Source organism: Cellulomonas sp. P24 (assembly GCF_024704385.1).
GTDB lineage: Bacteria > Actinomycetota > Actinomycetes > Actinomycetales > Cellulomonadaceae > JAJDFX01.
In genome coordinates this window covers 3,106,460-3,128,445 of sequence record NZ_JAJDFX010000002.1, presented here as the reverse complement: position 1 = coordinate 3,128,445, position 21,986 = coordinate 3,106,460, and the positions used below count along the sequence as shown (strand labels likewise).

Annotated in this window: 16 protein-coding genes and 1 pseudogene; 7 read left to right on the top strand and 10 right to left on the bottom strand. The window is 71.8% G+C overall.

Annotated features, from left to right (window positions below):
• Positions 1-166: 166 nt before the first annotated feature.
• Together LJB74_RS14690 and LJB74_RS14685 are read left to right on the top strand one after the other, a co-directional pair.
• On the top strand, positions 167-928 hold the full coding sequence (locus LJB74_RS14690; protein ID WP_259309243.1) for an IclR family transcriptional regulator: 762 nt from the start codon (positions 167-169) through the stop codon (positions 926-928).
• Between the two features lie 93 nt (positions 929-1,021).
• A complete protein-coding gene (locus LJB74_RS14685; protein ID WP_259309242.1) occupies positions 1,022-1,978 on the top strand; it encodes an SMP-30/gluconolactonase/LRE family protein in 957 nt (318 codons plus the stop codon).
• 103 nt (positions 1,979-2,081) lie between these two features.
• Here the strand turns inward: LJB74_RS14685 and LJB74_RS14680 are convergent, their stop codons facing one another.
• Genes LJB74_RS14680 through LJB74_RS14670 form a run of 3 tightly spaced genes read right to left on the bottom strand, consistent with a single transcriptional unit; the run spans position 2,082 to position 5,028 of the window.
• Positions 2,082-2,822, bottom strand: coding sequence for a triose-phosphate isomerase (locus LJB74_RS14680; protein ID WP_259309241.1), 741 nt, complete (start codon positions 2,820-2,822; stop codon positions 2,082-2,084).
• Positions 2,819-3,286, bottom strand: a complete 468-nt coding sequence (locus LJB74_RS14675) for a ribose-5-phosphate isomerase (protein ID WP_259309240.1) — start codon at positions 3,284-3,286, stop codon at positions 2,819-2,821. Before LJB74_RS14675 ends, LJB74_RS14680 begins: the two co-directional genes overlap by 4 nt.
• Entirely contained in the window at positions 3,283-5,028 is a 1,746-nt protein-coding gene (locus tag LJB74_RS14670) for a dihydroxyacetone kinase family protein (RefSeq protein WP_259309239.1), read from the bottom strand. Before LJB74_RS14670 ends, LJB74_RS14675 begins: the two co-directional genes overlap by 4 nt.
• 185 nt (positions 5,029-5,213) lie before the next feature.
• Between LJB74_RS14670 and LJB74_RS14665 the strand changes: the two genes are divergently transcribed.
• Positions 5,214-5,990 (top strand): GntR family transcriptional regulator, encoded by a 777-nt coding sequence (locus LJB74_RS14665; RefSeq protein WP_259309238.1) that lies wholly within the window; start codon positions 5,214-5,216, stop codon positions 5,988-5,990.
• A gap of 97 nt (positions 5,991-6,087) precedes the next feature.
• Here the strand turns inward: LJB74_RS14665 and LJB74_RS14660 are convergent, their stop codons facing one another.
• The 3 genes from LJB74_RS14660 to LJB74_RS14650 form a co-directional block, all read right to left on the bottom strand.
• A complete protein-coding gene (locus LJB74_RS14660; protein ID WP_259309237.1) occupies positions 6,088-7,053 on the bottom strand; it encodes a 3-hydroxyacyl-CoA dehydrogenase family protein in 966 nt (321 codons plus the stop codon).
• A 121-nt stretch (positions 7,054-7,174) separates the two neighbouring features.
• The gene (locus LJB74_RS14655; protein WP_259309236.1) at positions 7,175-8,095 is read right to left on the bottom strand and encodes a sugar phosphate isomerase/epimerase; all 921 of its coding nucleotides are present in this window, start codon (positions 8,093-8,095) and stop codon (positions 7,175-7,177) included.
• 170 nt (positions 8,096-8,265) lie between these two features.
• Entirely contained in the window at positions 8,266-8,901 is a 636-nt protein-coding gene (locus LJB74_RS14650) for a TetR family transcriptional regulator (protein WP_259309235.1), read from the bottom strand.
• 144 nt (positions 8,902-9,045) lie between these two features.
• Between LJB74_RS14650 and LJB74_RS14645 the strand changes: the two are divergent.
• Together LJB74_RS14645 and LJB74_RS14640 are read left to right on the top strand one after the other, a co-directional pair.
• Positions 9,046-10,037 (top strand): annotated as a pseudogene (locus LJB74_RS14645) (NAD-dependent epimerase/dehydratase family protein).
• A gap of 99 nt (positions 10,038-10,136) precedes the next feature.
• Positions 10,137-12,473: a glycoside hydrolase family 3 N-terminal domain-containing protein gene (locus LJB74_RS14640; protein WP_259309234.1), complete on the top strand. Its 2,337-nt coding sequence runs from the start codon at positions 10,137-10,139 to the stop codon at positions 12,471-12,473.
• A 15-nt stretch (positions 12,474-12,488) separates the two neighbouring features.
• On the opposite strand, the gene LJB74_RS14635 is transcribed toward LJB74_RS14640, so the two are convergent.
• The 4 genes from LJB74_RS14635 to LJB74_RS14620 all read right to left on the bottom strand — a co-directional run bounded on the left by LJB74_RS14635 (position 12,489) and on the right by LJB74_RS14620 (position 17,236).
• Positions 12,489-12,848 carry a DUF779 domain-containing protein gene (locus LJB74_RS14635; protein ID WP_259309233.1) on the bottom strand — a complete coding sequence of 120 codons (360 nt, stop codon included), beginning with the start codon at positions 12,846-12,848 and terminating at the stop codon, positions 12,489-12,491.
• Positions 12,849-12,899: 51 nt separating this feature from the next.
• Entirely contained in the window at positions 12,900-14,420 is a 1,521-nt protein-coding gene (locus LJB74_RS14630) for an aldehyde dehydrogenase family protein (RefSeq protein WP_259309232.1), read from the bottom strand.
• Positions 14,421-14,675: 255 nt separating this feature from the next.
• Positions 14,676-16,106: a GGDEF domain-containing protein gene (locus LJB74_RS14625; RefSeq protein ID WP_259309231.1), complete on the bottom strand. Its 1,431-nt coding sequence runs from the start codon at positions 16,104-16,106 to the stop codon at positions 14,676-14,678.
• Positions 16,107-16,231: 125 nt separating this feature from the next.
• Positions 16,232-17,236, bottom strand: a complete 1,005-nt coding sequence (locus tag LJB74_RS14620; RefSeq protein ID WP_259310369.1) for a LacI family DNA-binding transcriptional regulator — start codon at positions 17,234-17,236, stop codon at positions 16,232-16,234.
• A gap of 137 nt (positions 17,237-17,373) precedes the next feature.
• Here LJB74_RS14620 and LJB74_RS14615 point away from each other — a divergent pair, with 137 nt between their 5' ends.
• Both LJB74_RS14615 and LJB74_RS14610 read left to right on the top strand, forming a co-directional pair.
• Positions 17,374-19,800 carry a glycoside hydrolase family 31 protein gene (locus LJB74_RS14615; protein ID WP_259309230.1) on the top strand — a complete coding sequence of 809 codons (2,427 nt, stop codon included), beginning with the start codon at positions 17,374-17,376 and terminating at the stop codon, positions 19,798-19,800.
• 169 nt (positions 19,801-19,969) lie between these two features.
• Positions 19,970-21,901, top strand: coding sequence for an AAA family ATPase (locus tag LJB74_RS14610; RefSeq protein WP_259309229.1), 1,932 nt, complete (start codon positions 19,970-19,972; stop codon positions 21,899-21,901).
• Positions 21,902-21,986 lie beyond the last annotated feature (85 nt).

The window sequence follows — 21,986 nt, the reverse complement described above, 5'->3', positions numbered from 1 at the left end:
ACGCCGTGCGTGCGGGCACGAACAGGGCATGACGGGGCATGTCGGGGCATCCCGGCACCGCCGTGCGCCGTACGTACACTTCGGGAGATCGGCTCCGTGACCCGGCCGGACGGACGGGTGACGAAGCCACGAACGGCGAGTGACGCTTCAGGGAGGGGAGAGCGACGTGGCTCAGACGGTGTCGAACGCCATCGAGATCCTGGAATTCGTGAGTTCCGGCCCGCGCACGCTCGGTGAGGTCGCCGACCTCCTCGACGTGCACCGGTCGACCGCGCTTCGACTGCTTCAGACGCTCACCAGCGGCGGTCTGACCCGCCGCCGACCCGACGGCCGCTACGGCATCGGCTACCGCCTGGTCGGCCTCGCGCAGCGCGCCACGGACCAGTTCGACCTCCAAGCCCTCGCGCACCCGCACCTGGCAGCCCTCACCGGCATCACCGGGTTCACCACGCACCTCGCCGCCCTGGAGGGCGTCGACATCGTCTACATCGACAAGGTGGAGGCCAAGGGGTCCGTACGGCTCTACAGCGAGATCGGGAAGCCGGTCCCGCTGCACACCGCGAGCGCGGCCAAGGCGGTGCTCGCCCACCTGCCCCGCGAGCGCACCCTCGCGCTCCTCGAGGGGTGGGAGTACCGGGTGTACACCTCGACGACGATCACCTCGCAGGCCGCGCTGCTCGCCGAGCTCGACCGCGCGCAGCGGCGCGGCTGGGCGGTCGACGACGGCGAGTTCGAGGACTTCGTCAACTGCATCGCCTACCCGGTGCGAGACGCCTCCGGTGGGGTCGTCGGCGCGGTCTCGATCACGGCCCTGCGTGCCATCTCCGACCTGACCAAGCTCGAGGACCTGGTCCCCGACCTCATCAGGACGTGCGAGGCGATCTCGAGGGAGGTCCGGGGCGTGCACGGGAGCCTCGCGGCCGTGTGACCGCACCCCCGGGCGTGCCGGTCCGTCCGGCCCGACGAGCGGGTTCCCGGACCAGACGGTCCGGGCCCAGTCAACAAGTTCGAGGAGGGAATCATGGCGTTCGACGCTGAGCCGCCAGGACGGTGGACCGATCCTCCGGTCCGGTACCCGGACCCCGCCGTCAAGGTCCTCGACCCACGCTTCTCCCGCTACCGCATCGTGAGCGCCGCGGTCGAGCGCCTGGCCACCGGCTTCCGCTGGGTCGAGGGGCCCGTGTGGTTCGGCGACCAGCACGCACTCGTCTGGAGCGACGTGCCCGGCAACACGATGTGGCGCTGGGACGAGCTCTCCGGCCAGGTGACGCCGTTCCGGTCTCCGTCCCACTTCTCCAACGGCAACACGCGCGACCGTCAAGGGCGGCTCGTCACGTGCGAGCACCTCGAGCGCCGCGTCACGCGCACCGAGTACGACGGCAGCGTCTCGGTCCTCGCCGATCGCTTCCAGGACCGACGGCTCAACTCGCCGAACGACGTGATCACCGCAACCGACGGCGCGATCTGGTTCTCCGACCCCACCTACGGGATCGTGTACGACTACGAGGGGAACCGCGCCGAACCGGAGCTGCCGACCGCCGTGTACCGGCTCGCGCCGGACACCGGAACCCTCACGGCCGTCGTCACCGGCCTCGTGCAGCCGAACGGCCTGTGCTTCTCGCCCGACGAGCAGCTGCTGTACGTGGTCGACTCCGGCACGTCCCCCGGCCTCATCCACGTGTTCGACGTCGACGGGCCGACCGTGCGCAACGGGCGGGTCTTCGCGGACATGGGTCCCGGATCGAGCGACGGCGTCCGCTGCGATGTCGACGGCAACCTCTGGGCCTCGGCCGCGGGCGGCGGCGACGGCTACGACGGCGTGCACGTCTTCGCCCCCGACGGCACGCTCATCGGGCAGGTCCTTCTCCCGGAGCAGTGCGCCAACATGACGTTCGGCGGTCGCAAGGGGAACCGGCTCTTCATGGCGGCGAGCCAGTCGATCTACTCGCTGTACGTCAACACCAGCGGCTGCGTCTGACCCACGCCGACCCCTCGGGCCGTCGACGGCATGCGCTCCGTCGACAGCCCGAGGGACGAGAACGCCGGTGACGAGGCGACCGGCAGCGAGGGTCCGGTGAGGGTCAGCGACCGGCGACGAGGTCGAGCAGCTCGAGGAGTCCGTCGACCTCCCATGCCGCGCGTCCGACGAAGAGCCCGTCGACTCCGTCGACACCGAGGATGCTCCGCGCGTTCGAGCGGTCGACGGAGCCGCCGAAGAGGAGCCCCCGGACGCTCCCGCCCCACTCGGTCCTGAGTGCCGCGAGCACGTCGCCGATGTCGGACGGCGCGGCCGGCCGGCCGCGTGCGCCGATCGCCCAGATGGGCTCGTAGGCCACCAGCACGGCGCTGACGTCACCGACTCCGTCCAGGGCGGCGCGAACCTGCCGGATCACGTAGGGCACCGACCCGCCGCTCGCGAAGACGTCCGCCGGTTCACCGACGCACACGAGTGGCGTGAGACCGTGCCGCAGCGTCGCTCTCACCTTGAGGTTGACCGTCTCGTCGGTCTCGGCGAAGAACTCCCGCCGTTCCGAGTGACCGATCTCCACGATCTGCGCCCCGGCGTCGGCCACCTGCGGAACGGAGACCTCCCCCGTCCATGCACCGGCGTCCTCCCAGTGGGCGTTCTGCGCCCCGACGAGGACGTGCGAGCGCGGTCCGAGCACCTCGCTCACGGCGGACAGCGCGGTGGCGGGCGGGATGATGAACGGCTGGACTCCGGGCCAGCGGCCCTGATCGGTCGCCGCGAGCGTCCGTGCGTAGTCGCGCGCCTCGCTCAGCGTCTTGTTCATCTTCCAGCTCGTGCCGACCCAGGTCGTCATGTCTGGGAGAGGCCCGGCTCGTAGGACCGGATAGCGTCGACGTTCGCCGCGGAGTGCGACGTCTCGTCGAACTCGTAGCCGAGCCACTCCTTGGCGAGGCGACGCGCGAGCTCGAGGCCGACGACCCGCTGACCGAACGTCAGCACTTGGGCGTTGTTCGACATCACGGCGCGTTCGACCGAGTACCCGTCGTGCGCGGTCGCCGCGCGGATCCCGGCGACCTTGTTCGCGGCGATCGCCATGCCCAGGCCGGTGCCGCAGATCAGGAGCGCCCGGTCTGCGTCGCCAGCGGCCACCAGCCGGGCGGCCGCGACGGCCACGTGCGGGTAGGCGGTCTCGCCGCCGGCTGCGACGCCGACGTCGATCACCTCGCTCACACGGTCGTCCTTCTCGAGGTCCTTCTTGAGCGCCTCCTTGTACTCGTATCCCGCGAGGTCGGATCCGATGGCGATGCGGTAGGTCACGAGAGGTCTCCGCTCTCCGGGGTGGGTGGGTCGATCTCGGCCGCCACCGCGGCCATGAGGAGGGCGAACGAGGTCGCTCCGGGGTCCGGGTGACCGAGGCTGTGCTCTCCGTGGGTCCGCGCGCGTCCACGACGGGCGACGATCCGGGCCGTCGCCTCGGCGGCCGTCGCGGCAGCGGCTGCGGCGGCGGTCCACGCGTCGCCCAACGAGGCGCCGGAGGCCCGCTCCGCGGCGAGGGTCTCGTCGAACGGGACGAGGGCGTCCACCATCGTCTTGTCCCCCGCCGTCGCCCCGCCGAGCCGGAGGATCGCGTCCGCGGCCTGGTGGACGCCGGCGACGAGCGCGTCCGGGTCGGCACCGTCGGTGTCGCTCAGTGCGTTGCCCATCGCGGTCAGCGCTGCTCCCCACAACGCGCCCGAGGTGCCCCCGGCGCCTTCGGACCACGCGGCGCCGGCGCGCACGAGGAGCGTCCGTGCGCCTGCACCTGCGGCCTGCGCGGCCTGCGCGGCCGAGGCGGCACCGGAGGTTCCCAGCACCATGCCCTGCCCGTGGTCGCCGTCACCGGCGATCGCGTCCAGATCACCGAGCCGGGCCTCGTTCTCGACGGCGCACGCGGCCATCGCTCGGATGGCCTCGACGAGCCGGCCGGCGAGCGCCTGCGACTCCGGCGTTCCCGGGACGATCGCTGCGGCCTCGGCCGTCTGGGTCACCGCGGTGCGAGGCGCTCGACCTGTCACGGCTCCGCGGCGGAACGCCGGGGTGTCGATCGGTGCGGTCCAGTACCGCTCGAGCTCGTCGTCGAGGAACGTGATCGTCAGGGACAGCCCCTCCATGTCGAGGCTGGTCACGTGCTCGCCGACCTCCGGGTCCACCGCCGTCAGCCCGAGCTCCTCGAGGCGCTTCGCGATCCGCTGGTAGACCACGAAGAGCTCTTCGTACTTCGTCGCCCCGAGCCCGTTCACGAGGACCGCCACGCGGCCGTCGTAGCCGTCCGTGCCGCGTTCCGGCTCCTCTGCGAGGACGCCGTCGAGCAGCGCGTCGGCCACCTCGTCCGCGGTGCCGAGCGGAGCCTCGGAGACCCCGGGCTCGCCGTGGATGCCGAGACCGAGCGCCATGACACCGTCGGCGACCTCGAACAGCGCGTGGTCCGCCCCGGGCAGCGTGCAGCCGCCGAAGGCCACCCCGAGGGAGCGGGTCTGCGCGTTCGCCCGGCGCGCGACGCGTTCGACCTCGTCGAGGTCGAGACCGGCCTCGGCCGCTGCGCCCGCGATCTTGAACACGAGCAGGTCGCCTGCGATCCCGCGTCGCTGGGCAGCGTTCGCGGGGGTGTCGGATGCGATGTCGTCGGTCACGGTCACGATCCGGACGTCCATCCCCTCCGCCCGGAGCCGCTCGGCGGCCTGGCCGAAGTGCAGGACGTCACCGGCGTAGTTGCCGAAGCCGATCAGCACGCCCCCGCCGTTGTCCGCGGCACGGACGACGGACTCGACCTGTGAGGCGGACGGCGAGGCGAACACGTTCCCGCACACGGCTCCGTGCGCCATCCCTGGTCCGACCCAACCGGCGAACGCCGGGTAGTGGCCCGAGCCGCCACCCAGGACGACGGCGACCTGCCCGGCGGGCGACTCGGTCGAGCGGACGACTCCGCCGTGCACCTGCTGGACGTATCGCGCATGCGCGAGGGCGAAGCCGCGTACTGCCTCGACGGGAAAGTCGCCGACGGAGTTGACGAGCCGGGTCATGACTCCCCCCACGGGTCGACGCGTACCGACTGACGGCCCGCGTTCTCGGCACGTCCTGCCGCGCTGGTTCGCAGATCACGTGACATGGGGTCTCCTCAGCCGTATGACGACGATGTCAATAATCCCGTATCCTATAGGATGCGCGGTGGAGGATCAATGGATTCCGGGTTCGGTAAGGTGACACCATGAGCGAATCGGCCCCCGCCTGGCGATCGCAACCTCGCGTCCAGGTGGACCGCAAGGTGCTCCGGGACGGCGTCTTCAACCAGCTCGTCGAGATGCTGCTCGGCGAGCGCTTCGCCCCCGGGGCGAGCCTCAACATCGACGGCCTGGCCCGCGAGCTCGGCGTCTCGCCCACACCGGTCCGCGAGGCCCTGGTACAGCTCGAGCACACCGGTCTGATCTCACGGGTCGCCCTCCGTGGCTACCGCGTGTCGGCGCCGCTCACCACCGAGGAGATCGGCCAGCTCAACGATGCACGGATGATCGTCGAGCTCGGCGCGCTCGACATCGCGCTCCAGGAGCCCGACTCGCTGAAGCCGCTCCTCGAGGCCGCGCAGGCGCACCATCGCGAGATGGTGGAGGCGATCAGAGAAGCCCCCGCCCTGACCGACAAGGCCGAGCGCATCGCCGCGTACCGCCGCTACTTCGAGGCCGACTGGGCCTTCCACCTCGCGATCATGCGCCACGCGAACAACCGGTTCATCCTGCAGATGGCCGACTCCCTCGGATCACACATCCACCGGCTGCGCCAGACGGTGGAGCTCGGCCTCACCGACATGGGCGACGCACTCCTCGAGCACGGACGCATCCTGCTCGCGCTGGAGAACGACGACCCCGTGGCGATGCGCGCGGCCTTGCGCGCACACCTCACGGCGGTCCGCTCACGCTCGCTCGCGGACAAGGCGACCGAGCAGATCCTGCACGCGCACGACAACGACCCGCAGGCCGACGGGAGCTAGCCCACCGCGGACCGGCACCGCGGCGGGTCCGCACCCTGGCAGGACCCCGCCGCGGTCCAGGCGGACGAGAGCGAGGCGACGTGCCTCGCCGCTACGCTCAGGCGCCCTTGGGCGCCGGGCCCAGCTCGCGCAGGAGGTCACCCATGCGCGAGTACGCCTTGTTCCGGTAGGCGATGAGCGCGGCCCGCGTCTCCTCGTCGAACTCGCCGGTCAGACCCTTGCCGTTCTTGGTGCCCTTGCGACCGTCCGCGACTGCGTCGGTCAGCAGCTTCGGTGTCGCCAGGCGCGGTCCGTAGGCGTTCTCGAACGTCGTGAAGCAGTTGGCGTAGACGTCGAGCCCGGCCTGGTCCGCGATCGCGAACGGTCCGAAGAACCCGAGCCGGAAGCCGAAGGTCGTCCGCACGATCGTGTCGACGTCCTCGACCGTCGCGACGCCCTCCTCGACGATGGCCGTCGCCTCCTTCAGGAGCACGTACTGCAGCCGGTTGAGGACCATGCCGGGGGTGTCGGCGACCTGCGCGCCCTGGCGGCCGGCACGCGCAAGAAGATCCTTGACGGCCGCGATGACCTCGGGCTTCGTGGCCTCGCCCGCGACCAGCTCGACCCCCGGGATGAACGGTGCGGGGTTCGAGAAGTGCACGGTGAGGAAGCGCTCCGGACCGGTCACGGCGGGGACGAGCTCATGGACCGGGATGGTCGACGTGTTGGTCCCGATGATGGCGTCGGGGCGGGCGAACTCGGAGATCGTTCGGAGCACGGCGTGCTTGACCTCGGGCACCTCGAAGACGGCCTCTTCGATGAAGTCCGCGTCGGCCACGGCCTCCTCGATCGTCTTGCCGGCCGTGAGGTTCTTCTTGACCACCTCGGTGCTGCCCGGCGGGTACAGGCCCTCGGCCTCGAACTCCTGCACCTCGGTGAGCAGGCGCTCGAGCCCCTTGAGCGACGCGGCGACGTCGACGTCGGCGATCTGGACGGTGAAGCCCGCCAACGCCAGGCTCTGGGCGATGCCACCGCCCATGTAGCCAGCGCCGACGACGGTCACACGGGAGATGGGGATGCTCATGGCAGATGACTCCACTCGGTCTGATCAGGATGGGACGTGGAACGGGACAACCGGGGGCGGCAGGAACGGGTGACCAGGTGGCCCGCCCCGGGTACCCCTCGTGGGCACGGAGGTCGCGCCGTCACCTCAACGCGGACGTGAGCACCTGGGTGATGTACTCGCGGTTCTCCGCGCAGACGCCGAGCGAGTCGCTGCCGTAGTGCTCGCAGCAGAACGGGCCCGAGTAGCCGAGCTCCAGCGCACGGCGGATCACTGCCCGGTAGTTGATGATGCCGGTCTTGAGCGGCATCGGAGCGGAGGCGTAGGAGCCGGTCTGCGGGTCCTCGTCACGCAGGTAGTTCTTGATGTGCCAGAAGTTCGCGTGCGGCAGGACCTTCTCGAACATCTCCATGAACCCGGGCATCGGCCGGTGCAGGCGCACCAGGTTGCCGATGTCGGGGTTGAGCCCGACGGCCGAGTGGTTGACCTCGGTCACGAAGGCCACCGCGTCGTCCGCGGTACCGAGGTAGGTGTCCTCGTACATCTCCAGGCTGATCTGGATGCCGTTCCTCGCGGCGTGCTCGCCGAGCTCACGGATGCGCTCGATGGCCAGCGGGCGCAGCGCGGGGTCGTCCTTGTGCCCCTCGGCGAGCCAGAACCAGAGCGCCTTCTGCTGCTCCGGGGTCACCGCCTGCATGAAACCGGTGTTGACGACGGTGGCGCCGAGCCGGGGGGCGAGGTCGATCAGGCGGTGCGCCATCGCGAGGTTCTCCTCGCCGCGCTCGACGTCGACGACGCTGTTCCGCGTCATCGAGATCGAGGAGATCGCGAGGCCCTCGTCAGCCAGCACCTGCTCGAACTCGCGGATCCGCGCCTCGCTCAGAGCCGCCAGCGGGACCCACCCGTCGGTCGGGTCGATGTAGTCGAACCCGAGCTCGCGCACCTGACGCAGCTGCGCGGCCCAGACCGATGCGGGAGCCACCGCGATCGGACGCCCATCGGGAGCCGTGCTCCCGAACGAGAGCATGTTGCAGGCAATCGGCCAGTTCTCCGCAGTGAACATCAGCGTCCTCGGTCCTCGTCATCGTGGTTCCTATAGGATATACCGAGCGTCTGAGACGGTCAATGGTGTGCGCCCGGGATGACCCGCCAGGCGCCGTCCCCTTCCGCGACCACGTCGCGAGGCACGCGTTCGGGCCCGCCGGCGACGGGCGGAGCGGCCGCCCGGATCCTCTACTCGGGCGTCGCGGACCGCTCCTGGGCCACCGTCGCCATCGCCGCCATCGCTGTGCCGAGCGCGTGACCGTAGGCGGACGCGTCATCGGCGTCGAGGACCGCTCGATGCGCCACCTGGAGGCAGGCGAATGCCGCGCCGACGACCGCACGGGTGGCGACGTCGTGCTCGGCGATCGGCACCCCGCGCAGCCGTGCACGCTTGCCGACCACCGCGACCACCCGGCCCTGCGCGTGATCCAGCTTCTCGAGGTACGCCGCCTTGAGCGCGGTCGTCGAGAACACGATGCGGTCCATCGCCAGGCTGTGCTCCGTCGCCGGCTCGCCGATCATCGGGTCGACGACGATCTCGAAGACCCGCCGGAGCGACTCCCACACCGGCTCGTCGAGCGGTCTCTCCGCCATGGCCCGCGCGAGCCGCTCCGCCCACTGCTCATAGGTGCCGAGAACGAGATCGTCCTTGGAGGAGAAGTAGCGGAAGAAGCTGCGTCGAGACATGCCGACGGCGTGGGCGATGTCGTCGATCGTGGTCTGGTCGAAACCGTTCTCGCGGAAGAGGTCCAGCGCCGCGTCGACGAGCTCGACCTTGACGGCTCGCCGGGCTCGGTCACGCAAGGTCGTCTCTGTCGATGGCACGCTCCGAGCGTAGCGTCGCCCGGGCGCTTTCGACACCAAGTGCCAGAGTCGACCCGCTCGGGCGCGTCGATCGTCAGGACCTTCTCAGGGGCCGGTCCGGAGAGTCGATCGTCGACCTGCACACTCGCGACTAGCGTTCGTCGCATGAGCGCACTCAAGGTCTTGTTCATCGGCGGCAGCGGCACCATCAGCTCGGCGAGCACACGGCTGGCCGTCGAGCGGGGGATCGACCTGCACGTCCTCAACCGCGGGACGAGCACGACGCGTCCGCTGCCGGAGGGGGTCACGGTGCTGCGCGCCGACGTCCGCGACCCGGCCTCGATGCGCACGGCCCTCGCCGGTCTCGAGTTCGACGCAGTCGTGGACTGGGTGGCGTTCACCCCCGACCACGTCCGCGCCGACATCGACCTGTTCACCGGCCGCACCGGTCAGTACGTGTTCATCAGCTCGGCCTCCGCCTACCAGACGCCACCGGCGCACGTGCCGGTGGTGGAGTCCACCCCCTGCGCAACCCGTACTGGCAGTACTCGCGCGACAAGATCGCCTGCGAGGACGTGCTCGTCGGGGCCTACCGCGAGTCGGGCTTCCCGATGACGATCGTGCGGCCGTCGCACACCTACGACAAGACCCTGATCCCGCTCGACGGCGGCTGGACCGCCGTGCAGCGGATGCGCGACGGCAAGGAGGTCGTGGTGCACGGGGACGGGACGTCGCTGTGGACGTTGACCCACCACGCCGACTTCGCCAAGGGGTTCGTCCCCCTGCTCGGACATCCCCGGACCATCGGTGACGCGTTCCACATCACCTCGGACGACGCCCCGACCTGGGACCAGATCACCCGGGCGCTCGCCTCCGCGGCCGGCGTCGAGGCGCGCATCGTCCACGTGCCCTCGGACGTCATCGCCGCCGCAGACCCGACCTGGGGCGCCGGCCTGCTCGGCGACAAGGCGCACTCGATGACCTTCGACAACAGCAAGCTGCGGACGGTCGTCCCCGACTTCCGGGCGACGATCCCGTTCGAGCAGGGCGCCCGCGAGATCATCGACTGGTACGACGGGGATCCGGCGCGTCGCCGGGTCGACGCGCGGATGGACGCCCTGATGGACGACCTCGTCCAGCGGTTCCGGGTGCGCTGACGAACCCTCGCGCCCCGCTCCCCTCGCGCGGGTCAGCGCCCACCCCGACGACGGCGGTCCGGCCGTCGACCGACGACCGACGACCACGGAGTCATGCCGATGAGCACCCCCCTCGCGTACGAGGACCCGAACCTCTCCGTGGCCGACCGCGTCGCGGATCTCCTGGCCCGGATGACCCTCCCCGAGAAGGTCGGGCAGATGATGCAGCTCGACGCACGGGAGGGCGTCGAGGAGCACCTCACGGTCATGCATGCCGGGTCGCTGCTGCACACCTCGCCCGAGCGCCTCGAGCTCGCGCACCGGCTCGTCGAGCAGTCGCGGCTGCGCATCCCGCTCCTGGTCGGTGAGGACTGCATCCACGGCCACTCGTTCTGCGACGGGGCGACGATCTTCCCGACCCAGCTCGGCATGGCGGCGACCTGGGACGGCGACCTGATCGAGCAGGTGGCCCGGGCGACGGCCGTCGAGGCGTCCACGACCGGCGTGCACTGGACCTTCTCCCCCGTCCTGTGCATCGCCCGCGACCTGCGGTGGGGGCGCGTCGGCGAGACGTTCGGCGAGGACCCGTTCCTCATCGGCGAGCTCGCCTCCGCGATGGTCCGCGGCTACCAGGGCGACGGTCTCGACGACCCGACCGCGCTGCTCGCGACCGCGAAGCATTTCGCGGGGTACTCCGAGACGCAGGGCGGCCGGGACGCCTCCGAGGCCGACCTCTCCCGTCGCAAGCTCCGCTCGTGGTTCCTGCCGCCGTTCGAGCGCGTGGCACGCGAGGGCTGCCGGACGTTCATGCTCGGCTACCAGACGATGGACGGCGTCCCGATCACGGTCAACGCATGGCTGCTCGACGAGGTGCTGCGTGGCGAGTGGGGCTACACCGGCACGCTCGTCACCGACTGGGACAACGTCGGCCGGATGGTCTGGGAGCAGCACGTCCAGCCCGACCACGTCCGCGCCGCCGCGGCGGCCGTCCGCGCGGGCAACGACCTCGTGATGACCACGCCGCAGTTCTTCGCCGGCGCCCAGGAGGCGGTCGCGCGCGGGCTGCTCGACGAGGCGGAGATCGACCGCGCGGTGGCCCGCATCCTCACGCTCAAGCTCGAGCTCGGGCTGTTCGAGAACCCGCGCCGCCCCGACGCCGCCGCGCAGCGGGCCGTGGTCGGCCGCGCGAGCCACACCGCGCTCAACCTCGAGGTCGCGCGGCGGTCGCTCGTGCTGCTGCGCAACGACGGCGTGCTCCCGCTCGACGGTGGCGCGGGCCAGGTCGACGGCAGCGCGGGCCCGGACGGCGACCCCGCCGATGCCTCCACCCGCCGAGCGCGCACGATCGCCGTGCTCGGACCGCTGGCCGACGACGCCCAGACCCAGCTCGGGGACTGGGCGGGCAGCTCCGGCCAGGTCGACTGGCTCCCCGACGGGCAGCCGCGCGACCTGATCACCACGGTCCTCGACGGGCTGCGCGCGACGGTGCCGGAGGGGTGGAGCGTCACGCACGCACGCGGCGCGGACATCCTCACGCTGGCCGCGGACCCCGACGGCGCGACCTTCCCCGACGGCCAGCCGCGACCTCCGGTGGTCGTGCCCTCCCGCCCGGACCAGGCGCTCCTCGACGAGGCGGTCGCCCGGGCCCGCGCCGCCGACGTCGCCGTCGTCGTGGTCGGGGACCGGATCGAGCTCGTGGGCGAGGGACGCTCCACCGCGACGCTCGAGTTCGTCGGCGGTCAGGTGGCCCTGCTCGACGCGGTGGCCGCGACGGGCACCCCGATGGTCGTGGTGCTCCTCGCCTCCAAGCCCCTCGTGCTCCCCACATCGGCGCTCACGGCCTCGGCCGTGGTCTGGGCGGCGAACCCGGGCATGCGCGGCGGCCAGGCGATCGCCGAGCTCCTCCTGGGGCGGATCGAGCCGTCGGGTCGGCTGCCGATCTCGTTCGCGCGGCACGCCGGGCAGCAGCCGACGTACTACAACCAGGTCCGTGGGCAGCACGGGGACCGTTACGCCGACCTGACGCAGTCGCCCGCGTTCGCGTTCGGCGACGGGCTCTCCTACACCAGCGTCACGTACACCGACCTGCGGCTGCTCGACGTGTCCGTCACCGGCACCCTCGGCACCGGCACCGTCCGTGCCGAGGTGACGGTGCACAACACCGGGACCCGGCCGGTCCGGGAGACCGTCCAGGTCTACGTGCGTGACCTCGTCACGTCGGCCAGCTGGGCCGACCGGGAGCTCAAGGCGTACCGGCAGGTCGACCTCGCCCCCGGCGAGTCCCGCACCGTGGCCGTCGAGCTGCCGCTCTCCGCGTGCTCGATCGTGGACGCGCACGGACGCCGCGTCGTCGAGCCCGGCGACTTCGAGCTGCTCGTCGGCCCGTCGAGCCGCACGGATGCGCTCCTGCGGGCACCGTTCACCGTGGACGAGGACACCGTCCGCCGGCTCGGGTGACCGCAGGAGCCGCCGTCAGTCCGTCGGGACGACGCACGCCGGCGAGAGCGTGACGAAGTGCAGGTCCTCCCCCGCCGGCAGCGAGAAGTCCTCGGGACCGCCCTCGGCGACGTCGAGCAGGAACACGTCCTGGTGCCACGCCTCGTCGAGCCGCTTGTCGATGTAGAACGGGCAGCCGTCGATGTCGCCGAGCAGCACGTCGACGTCACCCAGGATGAACTCCCCCAACGGGAAGCACATCGGCGTGCTGCCGGCGCAGCACCCTCCGGACTGCACGAACATCACCGGGCCGCCCCGGTCGGCACACAGGCGTGCGATCGCCTCGCGTGCCGCCGGGGTGGCCGTGATGCGTGCCGGGACCGTCGTCTCGGACATCACCCTCCTCGGTCCTGCTTTCCGACCCTGAACGAGCCGGCACGGGTCGGCTCAGAAGAAGCCCAGCGGCTTCGTGCTGTAGCTGACCAGCAGGTTCTTCGTCTGGCTGTAGTGGTCGAGCATCATCCGGTGGTTCTCGCGACCGACGCCGGAGATCTTGTAGCCGCCGAACGCCGCACCGGCCGGGTACTGGTGGTAGCAGTTGGTCCACACACGACCGGCCTTGATCTTGCGACCCATCGTGAAGGCCCGGTTCCCGTTGCGGGTCCAGACCCCGGCACCGAGCCCGTACAGCGTGTCGTTCGCGATCGCCAACGCCTCAGCGTCGTCCTTGAACGTGGTGACCGCAAGCACCGGGCCGAAGATCTCCTCCTGGAACACCCGCATCTTGTTGTCGCCCTTGAGCACCGTCGGCTCGTAGAAGTAGCCACCGCCGAGGTCGCCCGGCATCTCGGCGCGCTTGCCACCGATGAGCACCTCGGCGCCCTCGGCGCGGCCGATGTCGACGTACGACGAGATCTTGTCGATCTGCTGCTTGGAGACCTGCGGGCCGATCATGGTCTCGGTGTCGAGCGGGTCGCCCTGCTTGATCGCCGCGATCCTGGCCAGGCACCGCTCCATGAACTTCTCGTAGATGTCCTCCTGGATGAGCGCCCGCGACGGGCAGGTGCAGACCTCGCCCTTGTTGAACGCGTAGAGCACGAGGCCCTCGATCGCCTTGTCGAGGAAGTCGTCGTCGTGGTCCATCACGTCGCTGAAGAAGATGTTCGGCGACTTGCCACCGAGCTCGGTGGTCGACGGGATGATGTTCTGCGCGGCGTACTGCATGATCAGGCGCCCGGTCACGGTCTCGCCCGTGAACGCGATCTTCGCGATGCGCGGGTTCGCCGCGAGCGCCTTGCCGATCTCCGCACCCGGTCCGGTCACGACGTTGATCACGCCGGCCGGCACGACGTCCGCGATGACCTCCATCAGCTTCATGATCGACCACGGCGTCGGCGACGCGGGCTTCAGCACCGAGCAGTTCCCCGCGGCGAGCGCCGGGGCGAGCTTCCATGCCGCCATCAGCAGCGGGAAGTTGAACGGGACGATCTGCCCGACGACGCCCAGCGGCTCGCGGAAGTGGTACGCGACCGTGTCCTTGTCGATCTCGGTCGAGGAACCCTCTTCCATGCGTGCCGCGGCGGCGAAGTAGCGGAAGTGGTCGATGACGAGCGGGATGTCGGCGTTGAGGGTCTCGCGGACCGGCTTGCCGTTCTCCCAGCTCTCGGCGACGGCGAGCATCTCCGCGTTCTTCTCGACCGCGTCGGCGATGGCGTTGAGCACCACGGCGCGCTCGGTCGCGGTGGCCTCACCCCAGGCGTCCTTCGCCGCGTGCGCGGCGTCGAGGGCGAGCTCGACGTCTTCCGGCGTCGACTCGGCGACCTCGGTGATCGGCTGGGCCGTCGCGGGGGTCACGTTGACCCGGTACTTGCCCTTCGTCGGCGGCACCCATGCTCCCCCGATGAAGTTCTCGTACCTCGGCTTGACCGAGACGATACTTCCGGGTTGTCCTGGTGGGACGTACTTCATGTCAGTGCTCCTTTGCACGACCGCGACGTCGCGGGCCGGCATCGTGTCGGGCTCCCACCGCGACGAGCGTCTCCTCGACTGAACACCCGGGGATCGGCCGCGGCAACCGGAGGAACGCCCGTCCCGACCGCCCCGACCAGGCGCCGACGACGGCGGGCTGGACATCGCAGGTGCGGGGGCGATGACGGCACTGTGAGGCCGCAAGGCCGTGGCGCTGCGAGGCCGCGAGGCCGTGGCGCTGCGAGGCCGCGAGGCTCAGCGTCGCCCCGTGTCCTCGGCCACCCGGACGCCGCCCTTCCCCTGGTGCTTGACGTCGTACATGGCGACGTCGGCGGCCCGGAGCAGGGCCGACGGGTTGAGGTCGCCGCTCTCCGTCGAGGCGACCCCGACGCTGCCGCCCACCGTGATCTGGATCCCGTTGACGGTCACGGGGCGCTGGATCGCCATGAGGATCCGGCGTGCGACGTCGGCGGCCCGCTCGGCAGCACCCTCGACGAGCAGGACGGCGAACTCGTCGCCGCTCATGCGCACGGCGAGCGCGTCGCCGCCCAGGTCCTCCAGGGCGCCCCGGAGCCGGCGCGCCGTCTCGACGAGCAGATGGTCACCGGCCGCGTGCCCGTGCCCGTCGTTGACGGCCTTGAAGTCGTCGAGGTCGACGAACACGACCGCGACCGCGAACGGCTCGGTGGTCCGGCGCCGGGCGGCTTCCTCGAGCCGCTCCCACAGGACGACACGGCCCGGCAGCCCCGTCAGGGCATCATGGGTGGCCTGGTGCCGCAGGAGCCGCTCGGTCGTCGCGAGCCGATGCACCAGGACCCGGTTCTCCGCCGACGTCACGTGCTGACGGACGAGCAGCAGCGCGACCATCGCCACCGCGGCCGCGATCTCCGGGCCGGGGATCGTCCCGTGCGCACCCTGGACGCCGAGCGTCAGGGCCGCCGGGGCGACCAGGAGGTACGGTGCGTAGGCCGTCGTCCAGCCCGTGCTGACCAGGTCACGACGACGCGACGTCCCGCGGTAGGTCCGGGTCGCGACGGCGTACAGGGCGAAGCCGACGGCCCAGAGCGGCGTGCTACCCCTGGACTGCGCCACGTCGGACCAGATGATGACCATCGTTCCCACGGTGTACACGGCCGGCATCAGGCGGTGGCGGCCCTGCATCTCCGTCAACGCGAGGCCGACGAGGAACGTGGCCACCGCGACGGCACCCAGGGGAAGGGCGACGGCGACGACTCCCTCGGCACCGGCGGCGTCCCCCGAAGGGTGGAGCAGGAAGGCCCGACCCACGACGAACCCGGAGGCGGCGGCGAGACCACCGTCGACCACGAGGCGCACGCGCGACCAGGTGTCCGCGGAGTGGGACGCGAGCCACCAGGCGGTGGCGACGAGGACGAGGAACGCGACGCGCGCCGCAGCCGCCACGACAGGCGGGGCGCCGGTGATCCAGACGATCGGCGCAACCGCCCAGACCACCGGCGCGATCCACTGGAAGCGCCATGCACGCCTGCTGCGCGTCGTGCGCGCCAGACGACTCGCTCTCCGCGCACCCCAGGCGGCCACGAGCGCCATCAGGCCGTCGAGCGGGGCACCGGCGTCACCGAGGGCGAGCCGGGCCACCAGCACGCACGCCACGGCACCGGCTACCACGCCGATGCGGCCGGCCGCGCGTGCCTGCGACGATTCCATGGCCTCGCGCCTCCCCTGGTCCTCTCATCGGCAGCGCGCGGATGGTCTTGAGAGGGTACCGCGGACACCCCCGGGGGCATCGCGCAATCGGCGGTCATGGGGTGGACGGCACCCGCGCGGGCGGGTCATCCGGTCACCGAGCGGCGCGGTCCGGTGGACTCCCGGTGCACGAGCGTCAGGGCTCCCGGCGCGACCGCTCGTGGTCCGTCGCCGTCGATCATCGCGAGCACGAGCCGGGCGGCCGCAACCCCCTTGCCGACGCTGTCCTGCGCCACCGTGGAGAGCTGCGGCGTCACCATCTCGGCGAGGTCGGCGTCGTCGTACCCGAGTACCGAGACGTCGCGCGGCACCTGCCGCCCGGCCCGGCCCAGCCCGCGGCACAGACCGGCGGCGAGGATGTCCGCCGTCGCGAACACGGCGGTGACCTGGGGGTGCGCCGCGGCGATCCGGGTGCCAGTGGTGACCCCGTCGGCGTAGGTCGTCGGGGCGTCGAGGGTCACCACCGCGGCCGGGTCGATCCCCCTGTCCGCGAGCGCGTCCTGCAGCCCGGCGAGGCGTTCGTGGACCACCCGGCTGCCCGAGCCGAGCGGGCCGGCGAACGCGACGCGCTCGTGGCCGAGGTCGAGCAGGTGCTCGCCGGCGAGCCGGCCGCCGGTGCGGTCGTCGGACCGGATGTAGCCGAGGCGGGGGTCGTCGGCGTACGAGTCGACGACGACGGCCGGCACCCCGGACGGCAGGTCGAGCGTCGCGAGCACGGCCTCGGTGCAGCCGAGCACCACGACACCGTCGAGCCCCCATCGACGGACGGACTCGAGCACGTCCTGGCGGGTCGCGACCGCGCGGAGCAGGAGGTGGTGGTCGTGGCGGCGCAGCTCGGCCTCGACGGCGCCGATGACGTCGACGTGGTGCGGGCTGGCGAGCAGGCTGCGGTCGTCGCGCGCCTCCGGCACCAGGACTCCCACCAGCCGGCTGCGCTGCCCGGCGAGGCTGCGCGCTGCTGCGTTCGGGACGTACCCGAGCCGTTCGACCGCCTCGTCGACGCGTCGCGCGGTCTCCGGGGAGACCCGGTCGAGGTTGCCGTTGACGACGTTGGAGACGGTCATGACGCTCACGCCCACCTCGTGGGCGATGTCCTTGAGCGTGATGCGAGGCAGCGGGCTCTCCTTCCCCGGGGTCCGGCACGGGCCGGGCGCTTGACCCTCGCACAGTAGCCGGTTTAGCGTTAAAGGTCTCGCGCTCCACCCCGCCCGACCAGGGAGAACCCCGCATGACGCCGGTCGACCGCCTCGACTCCCACCCCGTCGCCGACCCCCGGGCCGTCGTCGTCGGTGACCGCTACCGGATCACCGTCCTCACCGAGGGCCTGGTGCGCCTGGAGTACGCCGAGGACGGCAGGTTCGAGGACCGTGCGTCCACGTTCGCCCTCCACCGCGAGCTGCCCGTGCCCGACTTCACGGTGCGCGACCACGGCGACCACCTCGAGGTCGTCACGGCGCGGTTCCGGCTCAGCTACGACAAGGGGCCGTTCACGACGAGCGGGCTGAGCCTCGCCGTGGGCGGCGGCGTGACGTCGTACCACTCGGTCTGGCGGTACGGCTCGACGGGCGGCGAGCTCGGCGGCACGGCCCGCACCCTCGACACGGCCGACGGGGCGATCCCCCTCGAGCCGGGCGTCGTGTCGCGGTACGGGTACGCCGTCGTGGACGACTCGCAGTCGTTCCTCTTCGACGCCGACGGCTGGGTCGCCCCGCGCACGGGCGACCGCCAGGACCTCTACGTCTTCGCCTACGGGCACGACTACCCCGAGGCGCTGCACGCGTTCTACGCCGTCTCCGGGAGCACCCCCGTCCTGCCGCGCTGGGCGCTCGGCAACTGGTGGAGCCGCTACTACGCATACACGGCCGACGAGTACGTCCGGCTCATGACGCGGTTCCGGGACGAGGGGATCCCGTTCTCGGTGAGCGTCATCGACATGGACTGGCACCTGGTCGACATCGACCCGTCGCACGGCAGCGGCTGGACGGGCTATACGTGGAACCGCGACCTGTTCCCCGACCCGCAGGCGCTCCTCGCCTGGCTGCACGAGCACGGGCTGCGCGTGACACTCAACGTGCACCCGGCCGACGGCGTGCGGTCCTTCGAGGACGCCTACCCGGCCATGGCGGCCGCGCTCGGGCGGGACGCGTCCACGGGCGAGCCGATCTCGTTCGACGTGACCGACCCGGAGTTCCTCGCCGCGTACTTCGACGTGCTGCACCACGACCTCGAGGCCCAGGGCGTCGACTTCTGGTGGCTCGACTGGCAGTCCGGACCGCACTCGCGCATCGCCGGCATCGATCCGCTGTGGATGCTCAACCACTTCCACTACCTCGACAACGGCCGCGACGGACGCCGGGCGCTGACCTTCTCGCGCTACGCCGGACCCGGGAGCCACCGCTACCCGGTCGGGTTCTCCGGGGACACCGTGATCTCCTGGGCGTCGCTCGCCTTCCAGCCGCACTTCACCGCGACCGCGAGCAACATCGGCTACGGCTGGTGGAGCCACGACATCGGCGGGCACTTCTTCGGGACCAAGGACGACGAGCTCGCGACCCGGTGGCTGCAGCTCGGCACGTTCTCGCCGGTGCTGCGGCTGCACTCCGGCGCGAACGAGTTCACCACCAAGGAACCGTGGACCTTCGCCGCGGAACCCGCGCGGATCATGACCGAGCACCTGCGGCTGCGGCACCGGCTCGTCCCGTACCTGCACACCATGAACCACCGAGCCGCCGACGGGACGCCGCTGGTCCTGCCGCTGTACCACCGCTGGCCCGAGCACGCGCAGGCCTACCGGGTCCCGAACGAGTACGTGTTCGGCAGCGAGCTCGTCGTCGCCGCGATCACCGAGCCGGCCGACCGGCGCACCCTGCTGGGCCGGGTCGCTGCATGGCTGCCCGAGGGCCGCTGGGTCGACCTGCTCACCGACCTCGTCTACGACGGTGACCGCGAGATCCACCTCCACCGCGACCTCACCTCGATCCCGGTCCTCGCACGGGCCGGAGCGATCGTCCCGCTCGACGGCGACCAGGTCCCCGCGAACGAGCCGGTCAACCCGCGACACCTCGAGGTCCTCGTGGTCGTCGGCGCCGACGGGGCCTTCGACCTCGTCGAGGACGACGGCACCCGCGACGGGGCGGCGTCACGGACGACGATCCGGTTCGACCAGGGTGCGGGCACGGTGACGGTGCTGCCTCCGTCCGGAGACGTGGGGCACCTGCCGACGGCGCGCGACTGGACGCTGACCTTCCCGGCCCTCGACGGCGACGTCACGCCGACGGCCACGGTCGACGGTCGGGACGTCGCCGTCAGCGTCCGCCGGCATACGACCCGCCTGCAGGTCGGCGTGGCGGACGTGCCCGTGCGCGCCGAGCTGCGGATCTACCTGGGTGTCGGGTCGGGCGTCGGGGCAGGCGTGGAGCCGGGCGTCGAGGCAGGACCGGGACCCCGGCTGGCCGCGAACGACGTCCGCTCGCGCCTGTTCGCCCTGCTCGACCGCGCCCAGATCGAGTACGCACTCAAGAGCCGGATCCTCGAGATCGCGACCACCGCCCAGCCGCTCGCGCTCCGCGCAGCCCAGGTGATGGCCCTCGAGCTCGAGCCCGCGCTCGCCAGTGCCGTCGCCGAGGTGCTCCTCGCCCAGGCCGAGACCTGCTGACCCCGGCGCGCCGCGGCACCCCGACAGCACCGGGACTCTCGACGGCACCCAGCCTCTCGACGGCACCGGGCCTCTCGACTGCACCGGGCGGCGTTCCCCTCCGTAGTCGCTACCGGACTTCCGGCGTGGGCCTCGACCCGTGGCGCCCTGGCGCGCGAGAGTACTGACCATGACGACGACCGCCCCCACGCCGTCGTCGGCCATCGATGCCGCCCTCCGCACGGCAGTGGACCGCCGCGTCGGCTGGCCCGCGCGCGACCAGGCCCTCGCCGCGCTCGACGTCCTCACCGCCGACGACCCGGTCGCCCCGGCGCTCGAGCACCTCGCCGCGGTTCGCGACGTGTTCGGCCTGGCACCCGTCGACGAGCACCTCCTGCTCGTCGCGCTCCTCGCCGAGCTGCACCCGTCCGCCCACCTGCTGTGCGGCCTGCTCTCCGGAGACAGCGGTCCCGGGCGGCCCACCGTCGCTCTCGCGCTCGAGCTGGTCGGTGCCTCCGTCGTGGACCCCGCCGCCCGCGAGCGCCTCGCGCCCGACGGCCCGCTGGTCCGGTACGGGTTGCTCGCCCTCGACGGGGACGACGTGCTCCTCGCCCGCCGGCTGCGGCTGCCCGACCGTGTCACCGCCCGGCTCCTGGGCTCGCACCGAGTCTCCGCGGAGGCCGCCGCGGTCCTGCGGGACCCCGAGGCCGTCGACCTCGACGGCTACGCGGACGTCGCTGCGGCACTGGATGCGGGCGAACCCCTGATCTGGGTGCACTCCCCCGTCGGCGCCGCCGGCACGGCGCTCGCGGTCGCCGCCTGCCGTGAGCTCGACGTCGTCTGCCTCGTCGGTGACCTCGAACGACTGCCGGTCACCCCCGGCCTCGGCCCGGACCCCGCGCTCGTCCGGCGGACCGTCCAGGCGCTCGTCCTCGAGGCCGGGCTCGGCGGCACGGTGCTCGTGCTCGCAGGCGCGCACCTCGCGGCGGACCAGCTCGGTGACCTCCACGCCGCGGTACCGGTCGTCGCCGTCGGGCGCACCGGCTGGGACCCGCGCTGGTCGGAGGCGCTGCCACCCGCCGTCATGGCCACCCGGCTGGACCAGGACGAGCGCGCCGCCCAGTGGTACCGGGTCGTCGGGGAGGCCGCGACCACCCGCGACGTGCTGACGTTGCGCATGACCCCCGAGGAGATCACCGCGGTGGGGCGCCGGGCCGAGGCCGACGCGGCGCGCGCCGGACGGCCGGTGACCTCGGACGATGTCCGGCTCGCCGCGCGACGCCTCGGCGGCACCCGCGACCCGCGGCTGCGCACCTCGGGAACCCCGGCCACGCTCGACGACCTCGTGCTCCCGGCGCACACCCGGCGCGAGGTCATGCGGCTGATCGGGTGGGCGCGCGACCGCGACGAGGTGATGGCCCTCGGGGACCTGCAGGGCAAGGGCGGCAAGGGCACCGGCATCACCGCCCTGTTCTCGGGCAGCCCCGGCACCGGCAAGACGCTGGCGGCCCACGTCGTGGCCGACTCGCTCGGCATGGACCTGTTCCAGGTGGACCTGTCCAGCGTCGTCGACAAGTACATCGGGGAGACGGAGAAGAACCTCGAGCGGGTGTTCACCCAGGCCGAGTCCCTCAACGCGGTGCTGTTCTTCGACGAGGCCGACTCCCTGTTCGGCAGTCGTTCCTCGGTGACCGACGCACGCGACCGCTACGCCAACCAGGAGGTGTCCTACCTGCTGCAGCGGATGGAGGCCTCGGAGGGCGTGACGGTGCTCGCGACGAACCTGCGCGGCAACCTCGACCCGGCGTTCGCGCGGCGGCTGCACTTCATGGTGCACTTCCCCGACCCGGACGAGCCGACCCGTCGGCTGCTGTGGCAGCACCACCTGGACCAGCTCCCGGGCACCGACCCGGACGACCCCGTCGACGTCGCGTTCCTCGCCGGATCGATCGAGCTGGCCGGCGGCGACATCCGCAACGTCGTCCTCGCCTCCGCGTACGACGCGGTCGCCGAGCGCCGGTTGGTCGGGATGCGTGACGTCCGGACGGCAACCGTTCGCGAGCTCGCGAAGCTCGGCCGCCGTGTCAGCGATGCCCGCTGGGGCACCGGCGAACCTGCGTAGCGGCTACGGATTCCCGGCGGACCTCGCCACGGCACGATGAACAGGTGGGGGCACTGTGCCCGGCCGCGCACGGAGACTCCCGGAG